At 72.4% G+C, this 16191-nt stretch carries 17 protein-coding genes; 10 read left to right on the top strand and 7 right to left on the bottom strand.

Annotated elements, in window-relative coordinates:
- Positions 1-162: 162 nt before the first annotated feature.
- On the top strand, positions 163-990 hold the full coding sequence (locus O4J56_RS29210) for a dienelactone hydrolase family protein (protein ID WP_270690272.1): 828 nt from the start codon (positions 163-165) through the stop codon (positions 988-990).
- Positions 991-1124: 134 nt separating this feature from the next.
- Here O4J56_RS29210 and O4J56_RS29205 read toward each other — a convergent pair whose 3' ends face one another.
- Positions 1125-3605 carry a hypothetical protein gene (locus O4J56_RS29205; RefSeq protein WP_270690270.1) on the bottom strand — a complete coding sequence of 827 codons (2481 nt, stop codon included), beginning with the start codon at positions 3603-3605 and terminating at the stop codon, positions 1125-1127.
- A gap of 122 nt (positions 3606-3727) precedes the next feature.
- Between O4J56_RS29205 and O4J56_RS29200 the strand changes: the two genes are divergently transcribed.
- From O4J56_RS29200 to O4J56_RS29185, 4 genes are read left to right on the top strand one after another with little or no spacing between them, the layout of a single operon-like run.
- Positions 3728-4735 carry a D-isomer specific 2-hydroxyacid dehydrogenase family protein gene (locus O4J56_RS29200; protein WP_270690268.1) on the top strand — a complete coding sequence of 336 codons (1008 nt, stop codon included), beginning with the start codon at positions 3728-3730 and terminating at the stop codon, positions 4733-4735.
- Positions 4732-5775, top strand: coding sequence for a D-alanine--(R)-lactate ligase (gene vanA / locus O4J56_RS29195; protein ID WP_270690266.1), 1044 nt, complete (start codon positions 4732-4734; stop codon positions 5773-5775). Before O4J56_RS29200 ends, vanA begins: the two co-directional genes overlap by 4 nt.
- Positions 5772-6380: a D-Ala-D-Ala dipeptidase VanX gene (vanX, locus tag O4J56_RS29190; protein WP_270690264.1), complete on the top strand. Its 609-nt coding sequence runs from the start codon at positions 5772-5774 to the stop codon at positions 6378-6380. The genes vanA and vanX overlap by 4 nt, the downstream gene beginning before the upstream one ends.
- The gene (locus O4J56_RS29185) at positions 6352-7140 is read left to right on the top strand and encodes a hypothetical protein (RefSeq protein ID WP_270690263.1); all 789 of its coding nucleotides are present in this window, start codon (positions 6352-6354) and stop codon (positions 7138-7140) included. Before vanX ends, O4J56_RS29185 begins: the two co-directional genes overlap by 29 nt.
- On the opposite strand, the gene O4J56_RS29180 is transcribed toward O4J56_RS29185, so the two are convergent.
- Positions 7066-8157 carry a sensor histidine kinase gene (locus tag O4J56_RS29180; RefSeq protein WP_270690262.1) on the bottom strand — a complete coding sequence of 364 codons (1092 nt, stop codon included), beginning with the start codon at positions 8155-8157 and terminating at the stop codon, positions 7066-7068. The two genes, O4J56_RS29185 and O4J56_RS29180, sit on opposite strands and share 75 nt — an antisense overlap.
- Entirely contained in the window at positions 8150-8863 is a 714-nt protein-coding gene (locus tag O4J56_RS29175; RefSeq protein WP_270690261.1) for a response regulator transcription factor, read from the bottom strand. Before O4J56_RS29175 ends, O4J56_RS29180 begins: the two co-directional genes overlap by 8 nt.
- Positions 8864-9214: 351 nt before the next feature.
- On the opposite strand from O4J56_RS29175, the gene O4J56_RS29170 reads away from it, so the two are divergent.
- The 3 genes from O4J56_RS29170 (at position 9215) to O4J56_RS29160 (ending at position 11647) form a co-directional block, all read left to right on the top strand.
- Positions 9215-10333, top strand: a complete 1119-nt coding sequence (locus O4J56_RS29170; protein WP_270690259.1) for a sensor histidine kinase — start codon at positions 9215-9217, stop codon at positions 10331-10333.
- On the top strand, positions 10330-10944 hold the full coding sequence (locus O4J56_RS29165) for a response regulator transcription factor (RefSeq protein WP_270690258.1): 615 nt from the start codon (positions 10330-10332) through the stop codon (positions 10942-10944). The genes O4J56_RS29170 and O4J56_RS29165 overlap by 4 nt, the downstream gene beginning before the upstream one ends.
- A gap of 94 nt (positions 10945-11038) precedes the next feature.
- Positions 11039-11647, top strand: coding sequence for a hypothetical protein (locus tag O4J56_RS29160; protein ID WP_270690257.1), 609 nt, complete (start codon positions 11039-11041; stop codon positions 11645-11647).
- A gap of 55 nt (positions 11648-11702) precedes the next feature.
- Here O4J56_RS29160 and O4J56_RS29155 read toward each other — a convergent pair whose 3' ends face one another.
- The 4 genes from O4J56_RS29155 to O4J56_RS29140 all read right to left on the bottom strand — a co-directional run bounded on the left by O4J56_RS29155 (position 11703) and on the right by O4J56_RS29140 (position 15034).
- A complete protein-coding gene (locus O4J56_RS29155) occupies positions 11703-12122 on the bottom strand; it encodes a nuclear transport factor 2 family protein (RefSeq protein WP_270690255.1) in 420 nt (139 codons plus the stop codon).
- Between the two features lie 64 nt (positions 12123-12186).
- Positions 12187-12993, bottom strand: a complete 807-nt coding sequence (locus O4J56_RS29150; RefSeq protein ID WP_270690254.1) for an MBL fold metallo-hydrolase — start codon at positions 12991-12993, stop codon at positions 12187-12189.
- Positions 12994-13121: 128 nt separating this feature from the next.
- Positions 13122-13742: a DsbA family protein gene (locus tag O4J56_RS29145; RefSeq protein WP_270690252.1), complete on the bottom strand. Its 621-nt coding sequence runs from the start codon at positions 13740-13742 to the stop codon at positions 13122-13124.
- A 485-nt stretch (positions 13743-14227) separates the two neighbouring features.
- Complete coding sequence (locus O4J56_RS29140; protein ID WP_270690251.1) at positions 14228-15034, bottom strand: alpha/beta fold hydrolase; 807 nt, start codon at positions 15032-15034, stop codon at positions 14228-14230.
- Positions 15035-15105: 71 nt separating this feature from the next.
- Here O4J56_RS29140 and O4J56_RS29135 point away from each other — a divergent pair, with 71 nt between their 5' ends.
- Both O4J56_RS29135 and O4J56_RS29130 read left to right on the top strand, forming a co-directional pair.
- A complete protein-coding gene (locus O4J56_RS29135) occupies positions 15106-15759 on the top strand; it encodes a winged helix-turn-helix transcriptional regulator (RefSeq protein WP_270690250.1) in 654 nt (217 codons plus the stop codon).
- Between the two features lie 132 nt (positions 15760-15891).
- Positions 15892-16038, top strand: a complete 147-nt coding sequence (locus O4J56_RS29130; protein WP_270690249.1) for a hypothetical protein — start codon at positions 15892-15894, stop codon at positions 16036-16038.
- Positions 16039-16191 lie beyond the last annotated feature (153 nt).

Below are 16191 nucleotides of genomic sequence, written 5' to 3'. Positions count from 1 at the left end.
TGGCCTGTTCTCGTCGCTGCCCTCGACGCTGCACCCCGGCGGCTCGCCGCCCGGCTGGGGCCCATACGCGGGGTACCAGCCCAGCCGCCCGCCTGAAACGTCAGAACCCGAAAATCGACAGGGCCTGGCAGCGGGGGTGGTGCGTGGGACAGACTGCTGGGCATGGCCGACCACGACCTGTCAGGGTTCGAGCGCACCTCCTTCACCCATGGCGGCGCCACCCGCGACGTCCTGAGGCGCGGCGAGGGGCCGGCCGTCATCGTCATGGCCGAGGTCCCCGGCATCACGCCGAAGGTGCTGGGGTTCGCCGAGCGTGTGGCCGCCATCGGCTGCACCGCGGTGCTGCCCGTGCTGTTCGGGCGGCCCGGGCGCGACCCCGACCCCGCGGCGCACGGGCGCCTGCGGTCCGGCGCCTACTTCGCGTCGACCTTCGCGAAGGTGTGCGTGAGCCGGGAGTTCACCCTGCTCGCCACCGGGCGCAGCTCCCCGGTCGTCACCTGGCTGCGGGCGCTGGCCGCCGACGAGCACGAGCGGTGCGGCGGGCCCGGCGTCGGAGCGGTCGGGATGTGCCTCACCGGCGGTTTCGCGCTGGCGATGGCCACCGACGAGCGGCTGCTCGCCCCGGTGCTCTCCCAGCCGTCGCTCCCGCTCCCGGTCACCGCGCGCCGCCGCGCCACGACCGACATCTCCGACGAGGAGCTCGCCGTCGTCAAGGACCGGTGCGCGCGCGACGGCCTGCGGGTGATCGGCATGCGGTTCCGCGGGGACCGCCTCGTCCCCAGGGACCGGTTCGCGGCGCTGCGCCGGGAGCTCGGCGAGGCGTTCACCGCCGTGGAGCTGGACGACGCCGACGCCTCCCCCGAGGCGTTCACCCCGCCGCACTCCGTGCTGACCGAGCACCTGGTCGACGAGCCGGGGCAGCCGACCCGGGCCGCACTGGACGAGGTGCTGGACCTGTTCCGCACCCGGCTCCTCCGCGCCGAGGTGTAGCGCCGGCGGAGAGCGGGGGTTCCCCGCCGGGGGAGTCAGGGGATGCCCCGCCGGAGAGCGCAAGGGCTCCCCGGCGGAGAACCGGGGGAGCGCCCCGCCGGAGAGCCGAGGGGGCTCCCCGGCGGCGGGCCGTCCTACCCGGTCCCGGGGGCCGAGCGTTCGACCACCCGCGCGACCTGCTCGGCCTTCTCCTGTGCCTTCCGCTTCAGCGCCTTGTACGGCGTCGTCCGGGCGATGTCGCGCAGCGACCGCAGCGCCTCCTCGGTCCCGATGCGGGCGAGCACGTCGAGCCCGCGGACCGCGAGCCGGTGGCCGCCCTCCCCGGGCCAGGCCCCGATCAGCGGGGCGAGGCGGCGCACCGTCCCGTCGTCCCCGAGCCGCCCCAGGGCGGTGAACTGCCAGCCGTACGCCGGCTTCGCGCCGTTCTCCCGCCACCGCCGGAACAGGTCCCACCCGAACTCGGCCAGCGAATCCCCGTCGCACGCCTCCAGGACCAGAGCGAGGACGGGGGCCGCTCCGTCCGGCGGGGCGATCGCGAGGAGTGTGAGCAGATTGCGGACGGCGGGCAGGGGAAGCGCGCGCTCGCCGCCCGAGAGCAGGACCTGCGGCAGGACCTCGGCGTCCACGCCGAGGCGTGTGGGGACCTTCGTGGCCTTGGGCTGCCGCGGGGGAGCGTCCAGCAGGGCCCGCACCGCGTCGACGGCCCCGTCGCCGTAGGTGCGCGCGGCCTCGGTGACGGCGTCCTCGCCCTCCTGGTCGGCGAGGTGGTGCAGCGCGTACTCGGCGGCGGTCCGGTCCCTCCCCGCCTTGCCCAGGGCGACCGGGAGCAGGTAGGGGATCGCGGCGGCCCCGTGCCGGTCGAACCACTCGGCGGCCGCTTCCTGCGCCTTCTCGACGTTCAGCAGGAAATGGGCCGCGGCCTTCGCGACCTCGCCGTCGAGGAAGGGCAGCAGGAGAGGGACGCCGCGCACCGGTTGCGCGCGTGCGAAGCTCAGCACGGCCGGAAGCGCGTCGAGTTCGAAGCGGGCGGCGAGGGGGCGGAGCCAGCTGCTCGGGCTGAACGGACCGTCGTGCCCCAGGCCGCGCTGGGCGCGCCAGTCGGGCAGCCATTCGCGCAGCACGGGCCGGACCAGTTCTTCCGGCCCCCTCGTGAGGATCCCGGCCTGCCAGTACAGCTCCTTGTCCACGGGCTCGACCGCCACCCCGTCCCGGATGTTCGCGATCCGCCTCTCCCACACGGGGTCGCGCTCGACCGGGGGCGGGGAGGCGTCCAGCGTGACGCCGTTCGCGCCGGGGACCGCGACCTCGGTCCGCAGCCAGTCCTCGCGCTCCCCGTCGGCCCACTCGACGGTCCGCGTGTCGGGCACGGGCACCCCCTTGAGCGGGCCGGGGGCGGGCCCGGCCTTCCGCCCGCTCCCGGACCACGGCGGGTCGACCAGCGTCCGCGGCAGCTCGTCCGCTGACGCCTCCGGGACCCGGTGGCCCGTGTCGGACAGCTTCACCACGGTGGCGCGCTCCTCCGCGGACAGCTCGGGGAGGAGGCGGTCGGCCAGGGCGGCGTTGGCGCGCACGTGGTCGGTGAGCAGCTCCGCCGCGGAGGCGTTCCCGTCGGCCGCGGCCGACGCCAGGACGCGGACGGCGCGCGCCGGGTAGAGCCGCATGGTCGCGCGCAGCGCGGCCCCCATGTTGGGGTCGTCCACGCGCTCCAGCATCAGGTGGAACGCCTCGTCGCTGGGCAGGCGCCCCAGCACCTCGAGGATCGACGTTCGGCGCCGGGGCTCGTCGCGGAAGGTGTCGAACGCCTCGGCCAGGTGCGGAGCGACGGCGGGGCCCACGCCGTCGGCCAGGGTGACCAGGTTCTCGATGCGGTAGCAGTCGACGGCTCTGAGGCGCCCCGCCGCCCCCAGGAGTTCGAGGTGGGCGGGGGAGCCCAGGGAGCGCAGGAGGAGTTCTTTGGCCACCGGGGGCGCGTCGGGGGCGCAGCACTCGGCGGTCCAGTGCTGCTCCGTCGGGACGAGATAGGCGCTGATGACCCGCCGTTTCGGCGTCGTGCGCAACCCGGCCAGCAGGTCGACGACGCCCCGGTACTCGTCGTCGGGCGCCACGGCGAGGAGCTCGCGGAGGCGCTTGGCGGGGGCGTCCAGCCGGTGGTCGTCGAAGTACTCGTCCGGTAGGCCCTCCTCGTCCCGGATCGGAACCAGGCCCCTCTTGTGGGTTCCGGTGGGGCTGCTCGCGATGTCGCAGCGCTCAAGGAAGGCGTGCACGGCGAAGCGCAGGCCGTAGGTGGTGGTCCAGGCGTCCACGAACCGTGTCGTGATGTCGCCGGAGTACAGCTCCGACTCGGGGACGGCCGCGACCGCCGCGGCCCCGAGCGGGGTGGCCCGGCCGTCGAGGTGCGCCCGCGCCGCCGCGGCCAGCGCGGGATCGGTCCTGTGGTGGGAGAGGGCCTGCTCGATCCTGCCGGCGTAGGGGGCGCGGAGCTCGGGCTCGCTGGGCCCGGCCGCCTCGGCCTTGGGCCCGGGGCGGCCGCCGCGCCGGGGGTGCAGGTGGCGCTTCCAGGACGGCGGCATGACGAGGACGTCCTCGTCCACGGATGGGGGGTTGTGATCGGACATGGCAGGCACCGTAGTGAGGGGGGCCGACGATCCTGGGCCCACCCGGCGCCGGGGCGGCCTATCGTCCGCATATCGAAAAACCGATACGGGCTGACAACACCCCGCCGTCTTGACTGGGGGACATGGTCTCCAGCGAATCGGTGATCGAGCCGTCCCACCCGCCCGTTCCGACGACAGGAATCGCGGTCTACGGATGCGGTGAGGACGAAGCCGCCCTTTTCCGGGAGATGGGAGCGCGCCTCGGTCTGGCGCCCACCATCACCGGGGCGGCCGTCTGTGAGGGAAATGCGGAAATGGCGCGGGGCGGCCGGTGCATCAGCGTGAACCACAAGACCCGGGTCACCGACTCCACGCTTCTGGCGCTCAGCAGAGCCGGCGTGGAGTACATCTCCACAAGGAGCATCGGGTTCGACCACATCGACCTGGAGTACGCCGAGCACGTCGGAATCTCGGTGGGCAATGTCGCCTACTCCCCGGACAGCGTGGCCGATTACACGCTGATGCTGATGCTGATGGCGGTGCGCCACGCCAAGTCCGTGGTCCGGCGCACCGATGCCCATGACTACCGGCTGAACGAGAGCCGAGGCAAGGAACTGCGCGACCTGACCGTGGGCGTGGTCGGGACGGGGCGCATCGGAACGGCGGTGATCCACCGGCTGCGGGGCTTCGGATGCCGTGTGCTGACCCACGACAGGCGCTCCCGCGCCGCCGCCGGCCACGTACCGCTGGACGAACTCGTCGGGCAGAGCGACATCGTCACGCTCCACACCCCGCTCACGGCCGAGACGCGCCATCTTCTCGACCGCCGCCGCATTGAGCGGATGAAGCCCGGAGCGTACGTCGTCAACACCGGCCGCGGGCCGCTGATCGACACCGCCGCCCTCCTTTCGGCATTGGAGAGCGGCCGATTGGGCGGTGCGGCACTGGACGTCATCGAAGGCGAGGAAGGCGTCTTCTACGCCGACCTCCGGAACGGGGAGATCGGTCACGAGGCCCTGACTCGGCTCCAGCGCCTGCCGAACGTGCTGATCAGCCCGCATTCCGCCTATGACACGGAACACGCCCTGAGGGACATCGTCGAGAACAGCCTCCTCGGCTGCCTGGAATTCGAGAACGGGAGAAAAGAATGAGCAGGTTGAAGGTCGGAATCCTCTTCGGCGGCGCCTCCGAGGAGCACCCCGTCTCCGTGAAGTCGGCGCGTGAGGTGGAGAGGAACCTCGACCCCGGGAAGTACGAGCCGTTCTGGATCGGCATCACCGCCGGCGGCGAGTGGAGGCTCTGCGACGGCGGTCCCGCCCCGGGCTGGGAGAACGGCGGCGCCCGTCCTGTGACGTTGTCGCCGGACCGGAGGGTGCACGGCCTGCTGGTCATGGGGCCGGACGGGTACGAGACGGTGCGCCTCGACATCGTCCTCCCCGTACTCCACGGCAGGTTCGGCGAGGACGGCGCGGTCCAGGGGCTGTTGGAGCTCTCCGGTATCCCGTACATCGGCTGCGGCATCGGGGCCTCCGCCGTGTGCATGGACAAGTCCCTCGCCTACACCGCCGCCAGGAACGCGGGGATCGAGACCCCGCCCTTCCAGGTGGTCGAGGAGAACGGGAAGGTCGACCCCGACCGCCTCCGGTACCCCGTCTTCGTGAAGCCCGCCCGCTCGGGCTCCTCGTTCGGCGTCGGCAAGGTCGACCGGGAGGAGGAACTGCCGGCCGCGCTGGGCGCGGCGCGGCAGTACGACACGAAGGTCCTGATCGAGGAGGCCGTGGCCGGCAGCGAGATCGGCTGCGCCGTCCTGGAGGACCCCTTCGGCCTGACCGTCGGCGAGGTGGACCGGGTCGACCTCTCCCACGGGTTCTTCAGGATCCACCAGGAGGACTCCCCGGAGACCGGGTCGGAGAACGCGACCTTCATCGTTCCCGCAGACATCCCCGACGCGTCGCGCCGGGCCGTCCAGGAGGCCGCGACCACCGTCTACCGCGCCCTGGGCTGCACGGGGCTCGCCCGCGTCGACATGTTCCTCACCGACGACGGGCGGGTCGTCCTCAACGAGGTCAACACCCTGCCCGGCCTGACCTCCTACAGCCGCTACCCGCGGATGATGGCCGCCGCGGGACTGGCGCTCTCCGACGTGGTCGACCGGCTCGTCCTGACGGCACTGCACGGGAAGCGGCCATGAACGACGGCTTCGCCTACGTCGATGAGCGGGTCCCGGGCATCCGCTGGGACGCCAAGTACGCCACCTGGGACAACTTCACCGGCAGACCCGTCGACGGGTACCTGGCGAACCGCATCGTCGGGACCTGGGCCCTGTGCGCGGCCCTGGAGCAGGCCCGCGACAAGGCGGCCTCCCTCGGGTTCGGGCTGCTCCTGTGGGACGGGTACCGCCCCCAGCGCGCCGTCGACCGCTTCCTGCGCTGGTCCGAACAGCCCGAGGACGGCCGGACGAAGGCCCGGCACTACCCGAACATCGACCGGGCCGGGATGGTCGGGCACGGATACGTGGCCGCGAAGTCGGGCCACACCAGGGGCGGCGCCGTCGACCTGACGCTCTACCACCTCTCCACCGGCGAACTCGCCCCCATGGGCGGCCGCCACGACCTCATGGACCCCGTCTCCCACCACGGGGCCCCGGGGATCACGCCGGCCGAGTCCCGGAACCGCGAACTGCTCCGCTCCCTCATGGAGGACTGCGGATTCGACCGGTACGACCGCGAATGGTGGCACTACACGCTGAGAGACGAGCCCCATCCCGATGCCTACTTCGACTTTCCCGTCACGTGATCGGCGCCTTCGCTGCGTCTCGCAGTGGGGGACCCTGGAACGCAACGACGAGGTCGTGATGCGGCGCACCGACCCGGCGCGGCTGGAGGTCTTCCTCGGCGGCACCGATCCGTCGCGACTGCACGACTGGGCGTCCGACGGATACCGGTCGAGCGAGGAGTACCTGTTCTGGTCCCGCAAGGTCTGCGGCCTGGCGTGCCTTCAATCGCTGCTCCACGGCTGGACCGACATCCGGATGCCGATGGGCGAACTCCTCTCGCAGGCCCTCGACCGGGGCTGCTACACGGTCAAGCCCTCCGGAGAGGTCCACGGACTCATCTACCGGCCGTTCATGGCCTGGGTCGGGTCGCGGTTCGGATTCCACTGCGAACTGGTCGAGCACACGCCCTTGCGCGAATCCGGCCGGAAGGTGCGGCCCGGGCAGGTCATGATCGCTTCGGTGTCGCCCGAGATCCGCGACCCGGACACCCGCGGCCCGCAACGAGGAGGCCACCTCGTGCTGGTCTACGCGGTCGAGGACGGGACGGTGCGGTTCCACAACCCGTCGGGCTACTCCCACAATTCGGACTCGGTATCGCTGCCCCTCGACGTGTTCGAGCGGTTCCACGCGGACCGGGGGATCCTGGTCAGGAGGACACCGGGCGGCGACGGCCGCACCCGCCGCGCCGGTGTGTCCTCCCGGTTCCTACGGGAGCTGCCGAGCCGACGCGGGGAGCCTGACCGTGACGCGGAGCCCGCCGCCGGTGCGCGGGACGAGTGAGAGCGTTCCGTCGTGCGCTCGGGCGATGCTCTCGGCGATCGCCAGGCCGAGGCCGGCGCCCGCATGGTCGCCGCGGACGCGTCCGGTGCCGCGCTGGAACGGCTCGGTCAGGGTGGAGACCACCTGCGGGCTGAGCCGTTCGCCGGTGTTCTCGACCGTGAGCACGGCGCCGTCGCGGTCGACGGCGGTGTCGATCCGGACGGTGCCGTGCTCGGGCAGGTTGTGGACGATCGCGTTGTGCAGGAGGTTCGTGGTCAATTGCAGCAGGAGCGCCTGCGACCCCACGGCCGGCGCGATCTCCCCGGAGGTCTCGACCGCGACACCGTTCTTCTCGGCGAGAGGGAGGAGCGTTTCGGCGGCCTCCTCCGCGATGAGGGACAGGTCGACCTCCTCCCGGGCGAAGGAGCGCCGGTCGGTGCGGCTGAGCAGGAGCAGCGCCTCGGTGAGGTCGATCGCCCGGGCGTTGACGGCACGGAGGCGCTCGTCGATCACGCTGTCCTCCCGGCTCGGATCGCTCCGGGCCAGGTCGAGGAGGGTCCGGGTGATCGCGAGCGGGGTCCGGAGCTCGTGGGAGGCGTTGGCCGCGAAGCGCTGCTGTTCGGCGACGTGCGCCTCGAGCCGGGCGAGCATGCCGTCGAAGGCGTCGGCGAGCTCGCGGAACTCGTCGTGGCGCCCCTCCAGCTCGATCCGGTGGGAGAGCGACCCCCGCGCGGCCGTGCGCGTGGCGTCGGTGATGCGGGTCATCGGCGCCAGCATCCGCCCGGCGAGGAGCCACCCTCCGGCGAGCCCGAACACCAGCAGGAACACGAGCGCGGCGGCGGCCGCGGGCGCGAAGTCGCGCAGGAGCTCGGTCCCCGTGGGCGCGATCACGACCTGCCCGGCGTCCTGCGCCCGCTCCCGGTAGTCGCTCAGGAACACGGCGAACGCCCCGATCAGCACGGTGCCGGCCACCATGAGGAAGCCGGCGTAGCTGAAGGTGAGCTTGAGGCGGACGCTCAACCCCGGGGCCCTACGCACGGGCTCCTCCCGCGCCCCCGGCCCCGCCCTGGGCCCCGTCCCCGGGGCCCGTGTCGATGCGGTAGCCGACGCCGGGCACGGTGGAGATCAGCCACGGTTCGCCGAGCCGCTTGCGCAGCGCGGAGACGGTGATGCGCACGGCGTTGGTGAACGGGTCGGCGTTCTCGTCCCACGCCCGTTCCAGGAGCTCCTCGGCGCTGATGACACCGCCTTCGGCGGCCATGAGGACGTCGAGCACGGCGAACTGCTTGCGGGTGAGCGCGACGTAGCGGCCGTCCCGGTAGACCTCGCGGCGGAACGGGTCCAGCCGCAGCCCGGCGAGTTCGCGCACCGGCGGCCTGCTGTGGCCGCGCCTGCGGTCGAGGGCCCTGAGCCGGAGCACGAGTTCCTGCAGCTCGAAGGGTTTGGTCAGGTAGTCGTCGGCGCCGAGTTCGAACCCGGAGGCCTTGTCGGACAGCCGGTCCGCGGCGGTGAGCATCAGGATCGGCATGCCGCTGCCCGAGGCGACGATGCGCTCGGCGACCTCGTCACCGGAGGGCCCGGGGATGTCGCGGTCGAGGACGGCGATGTCGTAGGCGTTGGTGCCCAGCATCTCCAGGGCGGTGTCGCCGTCCCCGGCGACGTCGGCCGCGATCGCCTCCAGGCGCAGTCCGTCACGGATCGCCTCCGCCATGTAGGGCTCGTCTTCGACGACCAGCACACGCATGGTCTCGATCGTAGGAGCGAGGGGATATCGCCGGCGTATGGAAAACGGTGTTCCGGGCCGACGGCCCCCCGGAGCCGCCTGCCGACCGGACGAGGTGCGCATGGGCTCTGCGCCCCTCGCCGCGAGGAAGGATCAGCGGGCATAGTGAGCTGTGCCGGGATCGTCGAACCGCTGTGCGCATCGGATCGGGATCGCCCGGCGGCAACACCGGTCGGCGTGCAGGGGGCGGCCCGGTGGTGAGCGCGGTCGTTCTCCCGGCACGAGACGAAGGCCCAGGTGACCATGGTTCCGACGAAGGCCAGGGCGGAGGAGGGCCCCCGTTTCGAGTCGTTGAGGCGGCCGAGTCCGCGGATGATCGTGCTGGGCGTGCTGATGGCCGGCTTCGCGTGGGCGCTGGTCATCCCGCCGTCGATGGCGGAACCCCCCTCCGTTCCGGCGTCCGTGCTGTTCGTCGTGCTCCTGTGCGCGTTCGGTACCGCCTTGCTCCTGGCGCTGTGGGTGGCGGTGAGTCCGGCGCCGCCCGCCGGTTCCGGGCCGTGGTCGGTCGTGCTGCTGCTGGCGGTCTCGCTGGCCCTGTGGCCGCCCCTGTACGCCTGGGCCGAGCGCGGAGAGGTGCCATGGGCGTGGGCGGCGGGCTTCGCGATCGCCGCGAGTGCGCTCGTGTCCTGGCGGGCGGGCGCCGTCGCGGCGGTCGCGCTGGGGCTCGCGGCCGGTATCGGCGGCGCGATCCACGGTTCGGTCACCGAGAACCTCCTGACGGCGTTCGGCTGCGCGGCGGCGGTGTGGCTCATGTGCCAGGTGCTCGTCTGGCTGCTGCGCCTGCTGCGGGCGGCGCAGGAGGGCCGCGAGGTCCGAGCGGAGCTGGCGATCGCCGAGGAGCGGCTGCGGGTCAGCCGCGAGCTGCACGACGTGCTCGGGCACCGCCTCGGCGTCATCGCGCTCAAGGCCGAGCTGGCCGCCGAACTCGCCGTACCCCACCCGGAGCGGACCGCCGAGGAGTGCGACGGGATCCGCAGGCTCGCCGCCGAGACGCTGGCCGAGGCCCGCCGGGCCGTGCACGGCGATACGGTCGCCGACCTCGCCGCGCAGCTCGACGCCGCCGGGCTCGTGCTCGACTCGGCGGGGATCGAGACCGCGATCGACGCCGACGAGAACGCCGTCGCGGCGCTGCCGGAGGCGCTGTCGCGCCTGATGGCCGCGGTCGTCCGCGAAGCGGTCACCAACGTGCTGCGCCACAGCGAGGCCCGGCACGTGTCGATCACCCTCTCCGGCCGGGCCTCACCGGTCCGGCTGGTGATCGTGAACGACGGCGTCCCCGACCGCCGGAGCGGCGCGGCGTCCGGCGGCACGGGCCTGGCGTCGCTGTCCGCGCGGTGCTCTGCGGCCGGCGCCCGGCTGGCCGCCGGCCGGGACGGCGAGGGCCGATTCGAACTGCGGATCGACGCTGCGGCCGATCGGATCGCGCCATGAGCCCCGCGATCCGGGTCCTCCTCGCCGAGGACGACGAACTGATCCGGGACGCTCTGGCGGGTCTGCTGGACCGCGAACCCGACATCGACGTGGTCGCCACCGCCGACGATGGGCGGGGCGCCGTAGAGCAGGCACTGGCGCACCGCCCCGACGTCGCGGTCATCGACCTGCAGATGCCGAGGCTGGACGGGCTGGGCGTCATCACCGAACTGGGCCGCGCGCTGCCCGATTGCGCCGGGGTGATCCTCACCGGGCACGGCCGCCCCTACGTCCTGCGCCAGGCCCTGTCTTCCGGCGCCCGCGGCTTCCTCGCGAAGGGGGCACCCGGGACCGCGCTGGCCGACGTCGTCCGGCGCGTGCACAAGGGGCAGAGGTACGTCGATCCCGTGCTGGCGGCGGACGCGCTGACGGCGCCGCCCTCGCCGCTGACGCCCCGCGAGACCGAGGTCCTCTCGGCTGCCCAGGGGGACCGTCCGATCCGCGAGGTCGCCCGCGCACTGTTCCTGTCGCAGGGCACGGTGCGCAATTACCTCGCGGCCGCCACCCGCAAGCTCGGGGCCGATACCCGCGCCGACGCCTACCGGATCGCCCTGGAGAACGGATGGCTCTGACCCCGGCCCCTCCGGGGAGCAGGGCGGGGTGCACAGGATTCCCGTGACAGGTCGCACGGGTCCACCGGGCACGCTCCGGGGCGAGGCTCCATGCATGGAACACACGACACCGCCCCATGAGACCGCGGACCACCACGGGTCCGGCCACCGCGCCGGCATCGGCCGCCACCTGCTCGCGCGCTGGCCCTCCGTCGTCGGCCTGCTCGCGCTGATCGCCGACACCTCCGGCGGAAGCGACTCCCACACCACCGCGATGATCATCATCCTGGCCGCGATGTGCTACCTGGCCGCCGGCGCCCTCGGATCACGCCGCAGCGGCTGGGTGATGGTGGCGGTCGGCTCGGCCGCCGTCACCCTCGCCGCGATCACCGGCCTGGATCCGACCACCACACTCCTGGTCATGGGCGCGGGGTTCGCCGTCTTCGGGTTCCTCCGCGGGTCCGGTGCCGACCGCCGGGAGGTCGGGGTGCAGGCGCTGGCCTTCGCGGTGTTCAGCGCCATCGCGCTGACCGCCATGTACTCGGGCCCGCTGGCGGCCCTGTACCTGGCGGCGTTCGCCGCCCTCGGGCACGCCGCCTGGGACGCGGCGCACTTCATCCGCGACAAGGTGGTCAGCCGTTCCCTCACCGAGGCCTGCTTCGTACTCGACCTCGGCCTGGGCGCCGCCCTCCTCCTGACCGCCTGGAACGTCCTCCCCCTGTGAGCCGCCCGGCCGGAACGGCCGGGGCTGCTCGCCGGGCGCGGCGCGCCCCCGCGGATCAGGTCTCCATCGCCTCGCGGACCTTGGCGGTGTCCGTGAACTGCTCGAAACGCACGATGCGCCCGCCGCGGACGATGAAGTGGTGGGCGACGCGGACGTCGATGTCCTTGCCGGTGGCCTTGTTGGTCGCCGTGTAGCGGGCCAGGACGACGACGTTCTCGCCGTCGACGACGTAGGTGTCGTCATGGGCCGCCCACCCGTCCCACTCCTCGCCCAGCCGTTCCATGACATTGGAGGTGACGCCCTCGGGGGTGCGGTAGGTACCGGCCAGCGGGAAGCCCGCCATCTCGGTCCACTCCACGTCGGGGGCCAGCGTGGCGCGCAGGGCTTCGAGGTCGCCGTCGGCGGAGGCGATGTACTGGCGCCGGACCACGTCGGCGGGGGCGGTGGAGGTCGCGAAGTCGGAAGGCTCGGTCATGGCGGTGTCCTTTCGGGGCGGGTGCGGCCGGGATCGTGCGGGGTGGGACCGCGGGAGGGGCGGGTCACCCCCAGGCCATCTCGCCCTTGACGACCTTGGCCCCGAGCTGGGCCGCGATGAGCATGCCCGCCTGCGGGTACAGGGCGACCATCGCCTCGGTCAGCGCCTCGCCGCTGTCGGCCTTGTCGATCTCGGCCTCGAGAGCGGTGAGGTAGTCGCGGGTGTAGGCGATGGGGCCCGCGTCGAGGGTGTCGGTCGGCAGCCGGTGGCCGGGGACCGCGAAGGCGGGGTCGAGGGCCGCCATCTCGTCGAGCACCGCGATCCACGCGGCGCGGTCGCGGGGGGCGGCGGTGTCGGCGACCCAGACGTGCTCGTCCTGGAAGAGCAGCACGCCGCCGACGACCGCCCGCTGGTCCTGCTGCCACAGGTAGTGGCGGTCGGGCAGGTCCGGGTGGCCGCCCTTGAGCCGGAACACGTGGCCCTCGAACGTGATGTCGCCGGTCAGCTCGGCCATCGGGACCAGGCGGGTGGGGCGGTTGGCGCCCACGCCCTCCCAGGCCTTGAGCTTGCCCTGGTAGGTCTTCTCGATGTGCTCGATCACCGGCGCGGTGGCGACGATCTCGGCCTGGGGGAAGGCGTCGGCGACCGCCTCGGCGCCCCAGTAGAAGTCGGGGTCGCCGTGGCTGATGAAGACCTTGGTCAGCTCCTTGCCGGAGTCGAGCACCTCGGCGACCAGCCGGTGGCCGTCGGCGCGGGTGAATCCGGTGTCGATGAGGAACGCCTGCTCCTCGCCGGTGATCAGGGTGGCGGTCTTGTTCTTGGAACCGGCCGGGAAGTTCAGGTCGAGGACCTTGTAGTCGAGCGTGCTCATGGTGTGGCCTTTCGTGGGGAGTTGCGGCTCGTACGGGAAGAGAAGTGGAGGAGTCGGAGACGGCGTCCGGACAGAGTGCCGGGAAGCGCCGGGACGAGGCTCCGGGACGGAACGTCGCAGGTCAGGCGTTAGGATGCGGATGCAAATGTAGCCAGGCGCCGGTCGATTTCGTCGGCATCGGCGTGCCCGACGGCGAGTCGTGCCGCGCGGCCGCCGTCGAGTGCCAGCAGGGTGGGGAAGGCGTCGACCCCGAGTGCGGCCGACCTCCCGAAGTCGGCCTCGGCCTCGGCGGCCGACTCCGGTGCGGAGAACGCCTCGGCGACGGCGTCCGGATCCAGGCCGTTCGCCTCGGCGACCGTGCGGTAGGTCGCCGGGTCGGACAGGCTCAGACCGTCCACGTAGAACACGTGCTGCAGCGCGGCGGCCAGTTCGACGGCGCGGTCGGGCGCGATCCGCCTCAGCGCCGCCACGCCCCGGGCGGCGGCCTCGGAGTCCATGACGAACGAGCCGTCCGCGATCAGCCGCGCGTAACCGGCGCCGAACGGCGCCCCGGTCAGCTCGGTGATCTTGGCGTTGGCGCCCTGGACGTATCCGAACTCCCTGATCGGGACGCGGCGCGGGCCGGTGAACAGGCCCCCGGAGACCACGTCGACCTCCAGGCCGGGGTGGCGCCGGACGACCTCGGCCAGGGTGGGCGCGAAACCGTACGACCATCCGCAGTAGGCGTCGAAGACGTAGACGAGCTTCATGGGGTGTGAGCCTCCCGGTGAGGGGATCCGCGTCCTGCGGATCGTTGCCTGTAGTAACAGTATCTTCCTAAGCAGATATTTCCGCGAGGCTCATCGAATTTCCGGATCCCTGCCCCCGGGTGCTCGACGGGGCGCTCGCCGCCCAGTGGGTCGCGGTGTTCGTGAAGCGGATCGAGAACCCCTCTCGATCCCGGTCTGAGATCGGAGGACGGCGAAGGGCGGCGATCCGCCGCCGCGGCTCAGTCCGCCGTCGCGGCGGGCGGGGCGGTGACGGCGCATTCGGCCGCCAGCACCGCTCCGTCCCATGGGCCCGGCGTGGCCGACGCGGAACTCCGCGCCGGCCCTCGGAGCACGCTGCGCCGCATCATGAACCACTTCTCCGGAGACGACCCTGAGAACGCGGCTCCGCGGGTGCCCCTGGTCCCGCGGGGCGACTGACGCCCGCCCGCTGTGCGCCGAACCGGTCGCAGTTCACCGGTTCCGATTCACCGGCCGGCGAAGAAGGCGCTGAGGATGGGACCCAGTACCGCCGGATCGGCCACGTGGCCCTCGACCGGGAGGGTGTCCCGTCGGGCATTCGGCAGTGCGCTCGCCGCGGCGTCCGCCGCCGCGGCGAAGAAGTCGGCGGGAAGCCCGGCCATCGGCGGGTCGACCGCGATGCCGGTCGTCAGGAGCACCGGCTGCCGCACTCTCGCGAGACGGTCCTCGGGCGGCGGACCGTCGCCGAGGCATGCTGCGTCGTAGCGCAGTGTCGGCGCCAGTGCGCGGAGCGCGGGCCACACCGGGGCGGCCTCTGCGCCCGCGATGGCCTCATCGGTGGATCCGGCCAGTCGCATGAACAGCCTCAGCGCCTGGTCGCGGTCACCGGCGTCCAGGGCGGCGTCGAGCTCGACCCTGTATGCCCGCCAGGCGGCGATCATCGAGGTGTCCACCTGGTACGGCACCTCGTGGACGGCGATCCGGTCGACGGCGAGTCCCGCGGCGGCGGCCTCGAGCGCGAGTGCCCCTCCGGTCGACGCCCCGAACACGTGCGCTCGCCCTCCGGCCGCGTCGATCACCGCTGCGAGGTCTTCGACCTCGCGATCGATGGCGTAGGGCCGTCCGTCGCCGCTGTCGCCGCGGCCGCGACGCCGGTAGTTCACGACGGCGAAGTTCTCAGCCAGGTGCTCGCCGAGTGGACGGTTCTCCGTGCCGTCGTCCAGGCCGCCCCCGACGAGGACCAGTGCAGGCCCCTCGTCGCTGAGCCGCTGGTAGCCGATCGATGTGCCGTCGGCCGAGTAGGTATGCGCCATCAGGATCCCCCCGGGTCATTGTGCTCCTAAATTAGGAGTAATCGGTGCGGAAAGCAAGGTACGATCTGGGCATGCGGAGCTACCGGGACCTGTGCGGCATCGCCAGAGCGCTCGACGTGGTCGGCGAGCGCTGGGCCCTGCTCGTGGTGCGCGAGCTGCTCTTCGGGCCCAAGCGGTTCGCGGACCTGCACCGTGGATTGCCCGGCGTGAGCCAGAACGTACTGACACAGAGACTGCGCGATCTTGAGGATTCCGGTGTGTTGGCGAGGCGTCGCGCCCTCCCCCCGGCATCCGGGCAGATCTATGAGCTCACCGACCGCGGTCGCGCCCTCGAGCCGGTCCTGCTGGCACTTGGACGTTGGGGCGGTCCGATGACGCCGCAGCCGGGTTCGGCCGAGGAACTCAGCCCGGACGCCCTGATCGTGGCGCTTCGCACCACCTTCGATCCCGCCGCGGCCGGATCGCTGCGCGGGACCGTCGGACTCCTCCTGCCCGGCGACGCATTCCTCCTCACGGTCGACGAGGACGGACTTGATGCGATCCGCGACGACGCGCCCGCTGATGCCACCCTGACCTCCACCGTGCGCACCGTGCAGGACCTCGTGTTCGACCGACGCGAACTCGACGATGCCATCCGGAGCGAAGTCGTGACGGTCGAGGGCGACCTGCGGCTACTGCGCCGATTGTTGGCCGCCTTCGACGACCACCGCGAGCCCGTGCAATGAGTTCAGGCCATCCCGCACATCGCCCCTCCTGCCGGGGTTCACCTTCAATGAGGGGCGCCACACCCATCGCACCTGGCCGTCGGAGGACGGGGTGCCCGAGGCGGCCCGGGCTGCTCGGCCGTGACCCCGCCGATGAAGAAGAAGGTCCGCGAGGTCCTGGAGGAGCGCTGGCGCCAGGGCCTTCAGGCGCTGCAACCGGGGGAGCGCGAGCGGCTCATGGAGACGGTTCCACGGGTCGGTGAGTACTACCGTGCCCTGGATACAAGAAGCGCCTCGTGATGGTGCCGGAGGAAGATCGTCTCCTCCATGTCTCCATCAATGGGCCCAAACGACCGCGGGCCGGGACCGTTCGACGGCCCCGACCTGCGGGAATGCGTGTGGGCGATACAGGATTCGAACCTGTGACCTCTACCGTGTCAAGGTAGCGCTCTA

It is taken from the genome of Nocardiopsis endophytica (assembly GCF_027706725.1).
Taxonomy (GTDB): domain Bacteria; phylum Actinomycetota; class Actinomycetes; order Streptosporangiales; family Streptosporangiaceae; genus Nocardiopsis_A; species Nocardiopsis_A endophytica.
The sequence above is the reverse complement of the archived record's forward strand: the minus strand, read 5'-3'. Positions and strand labels throughout refer to the sequence as shown.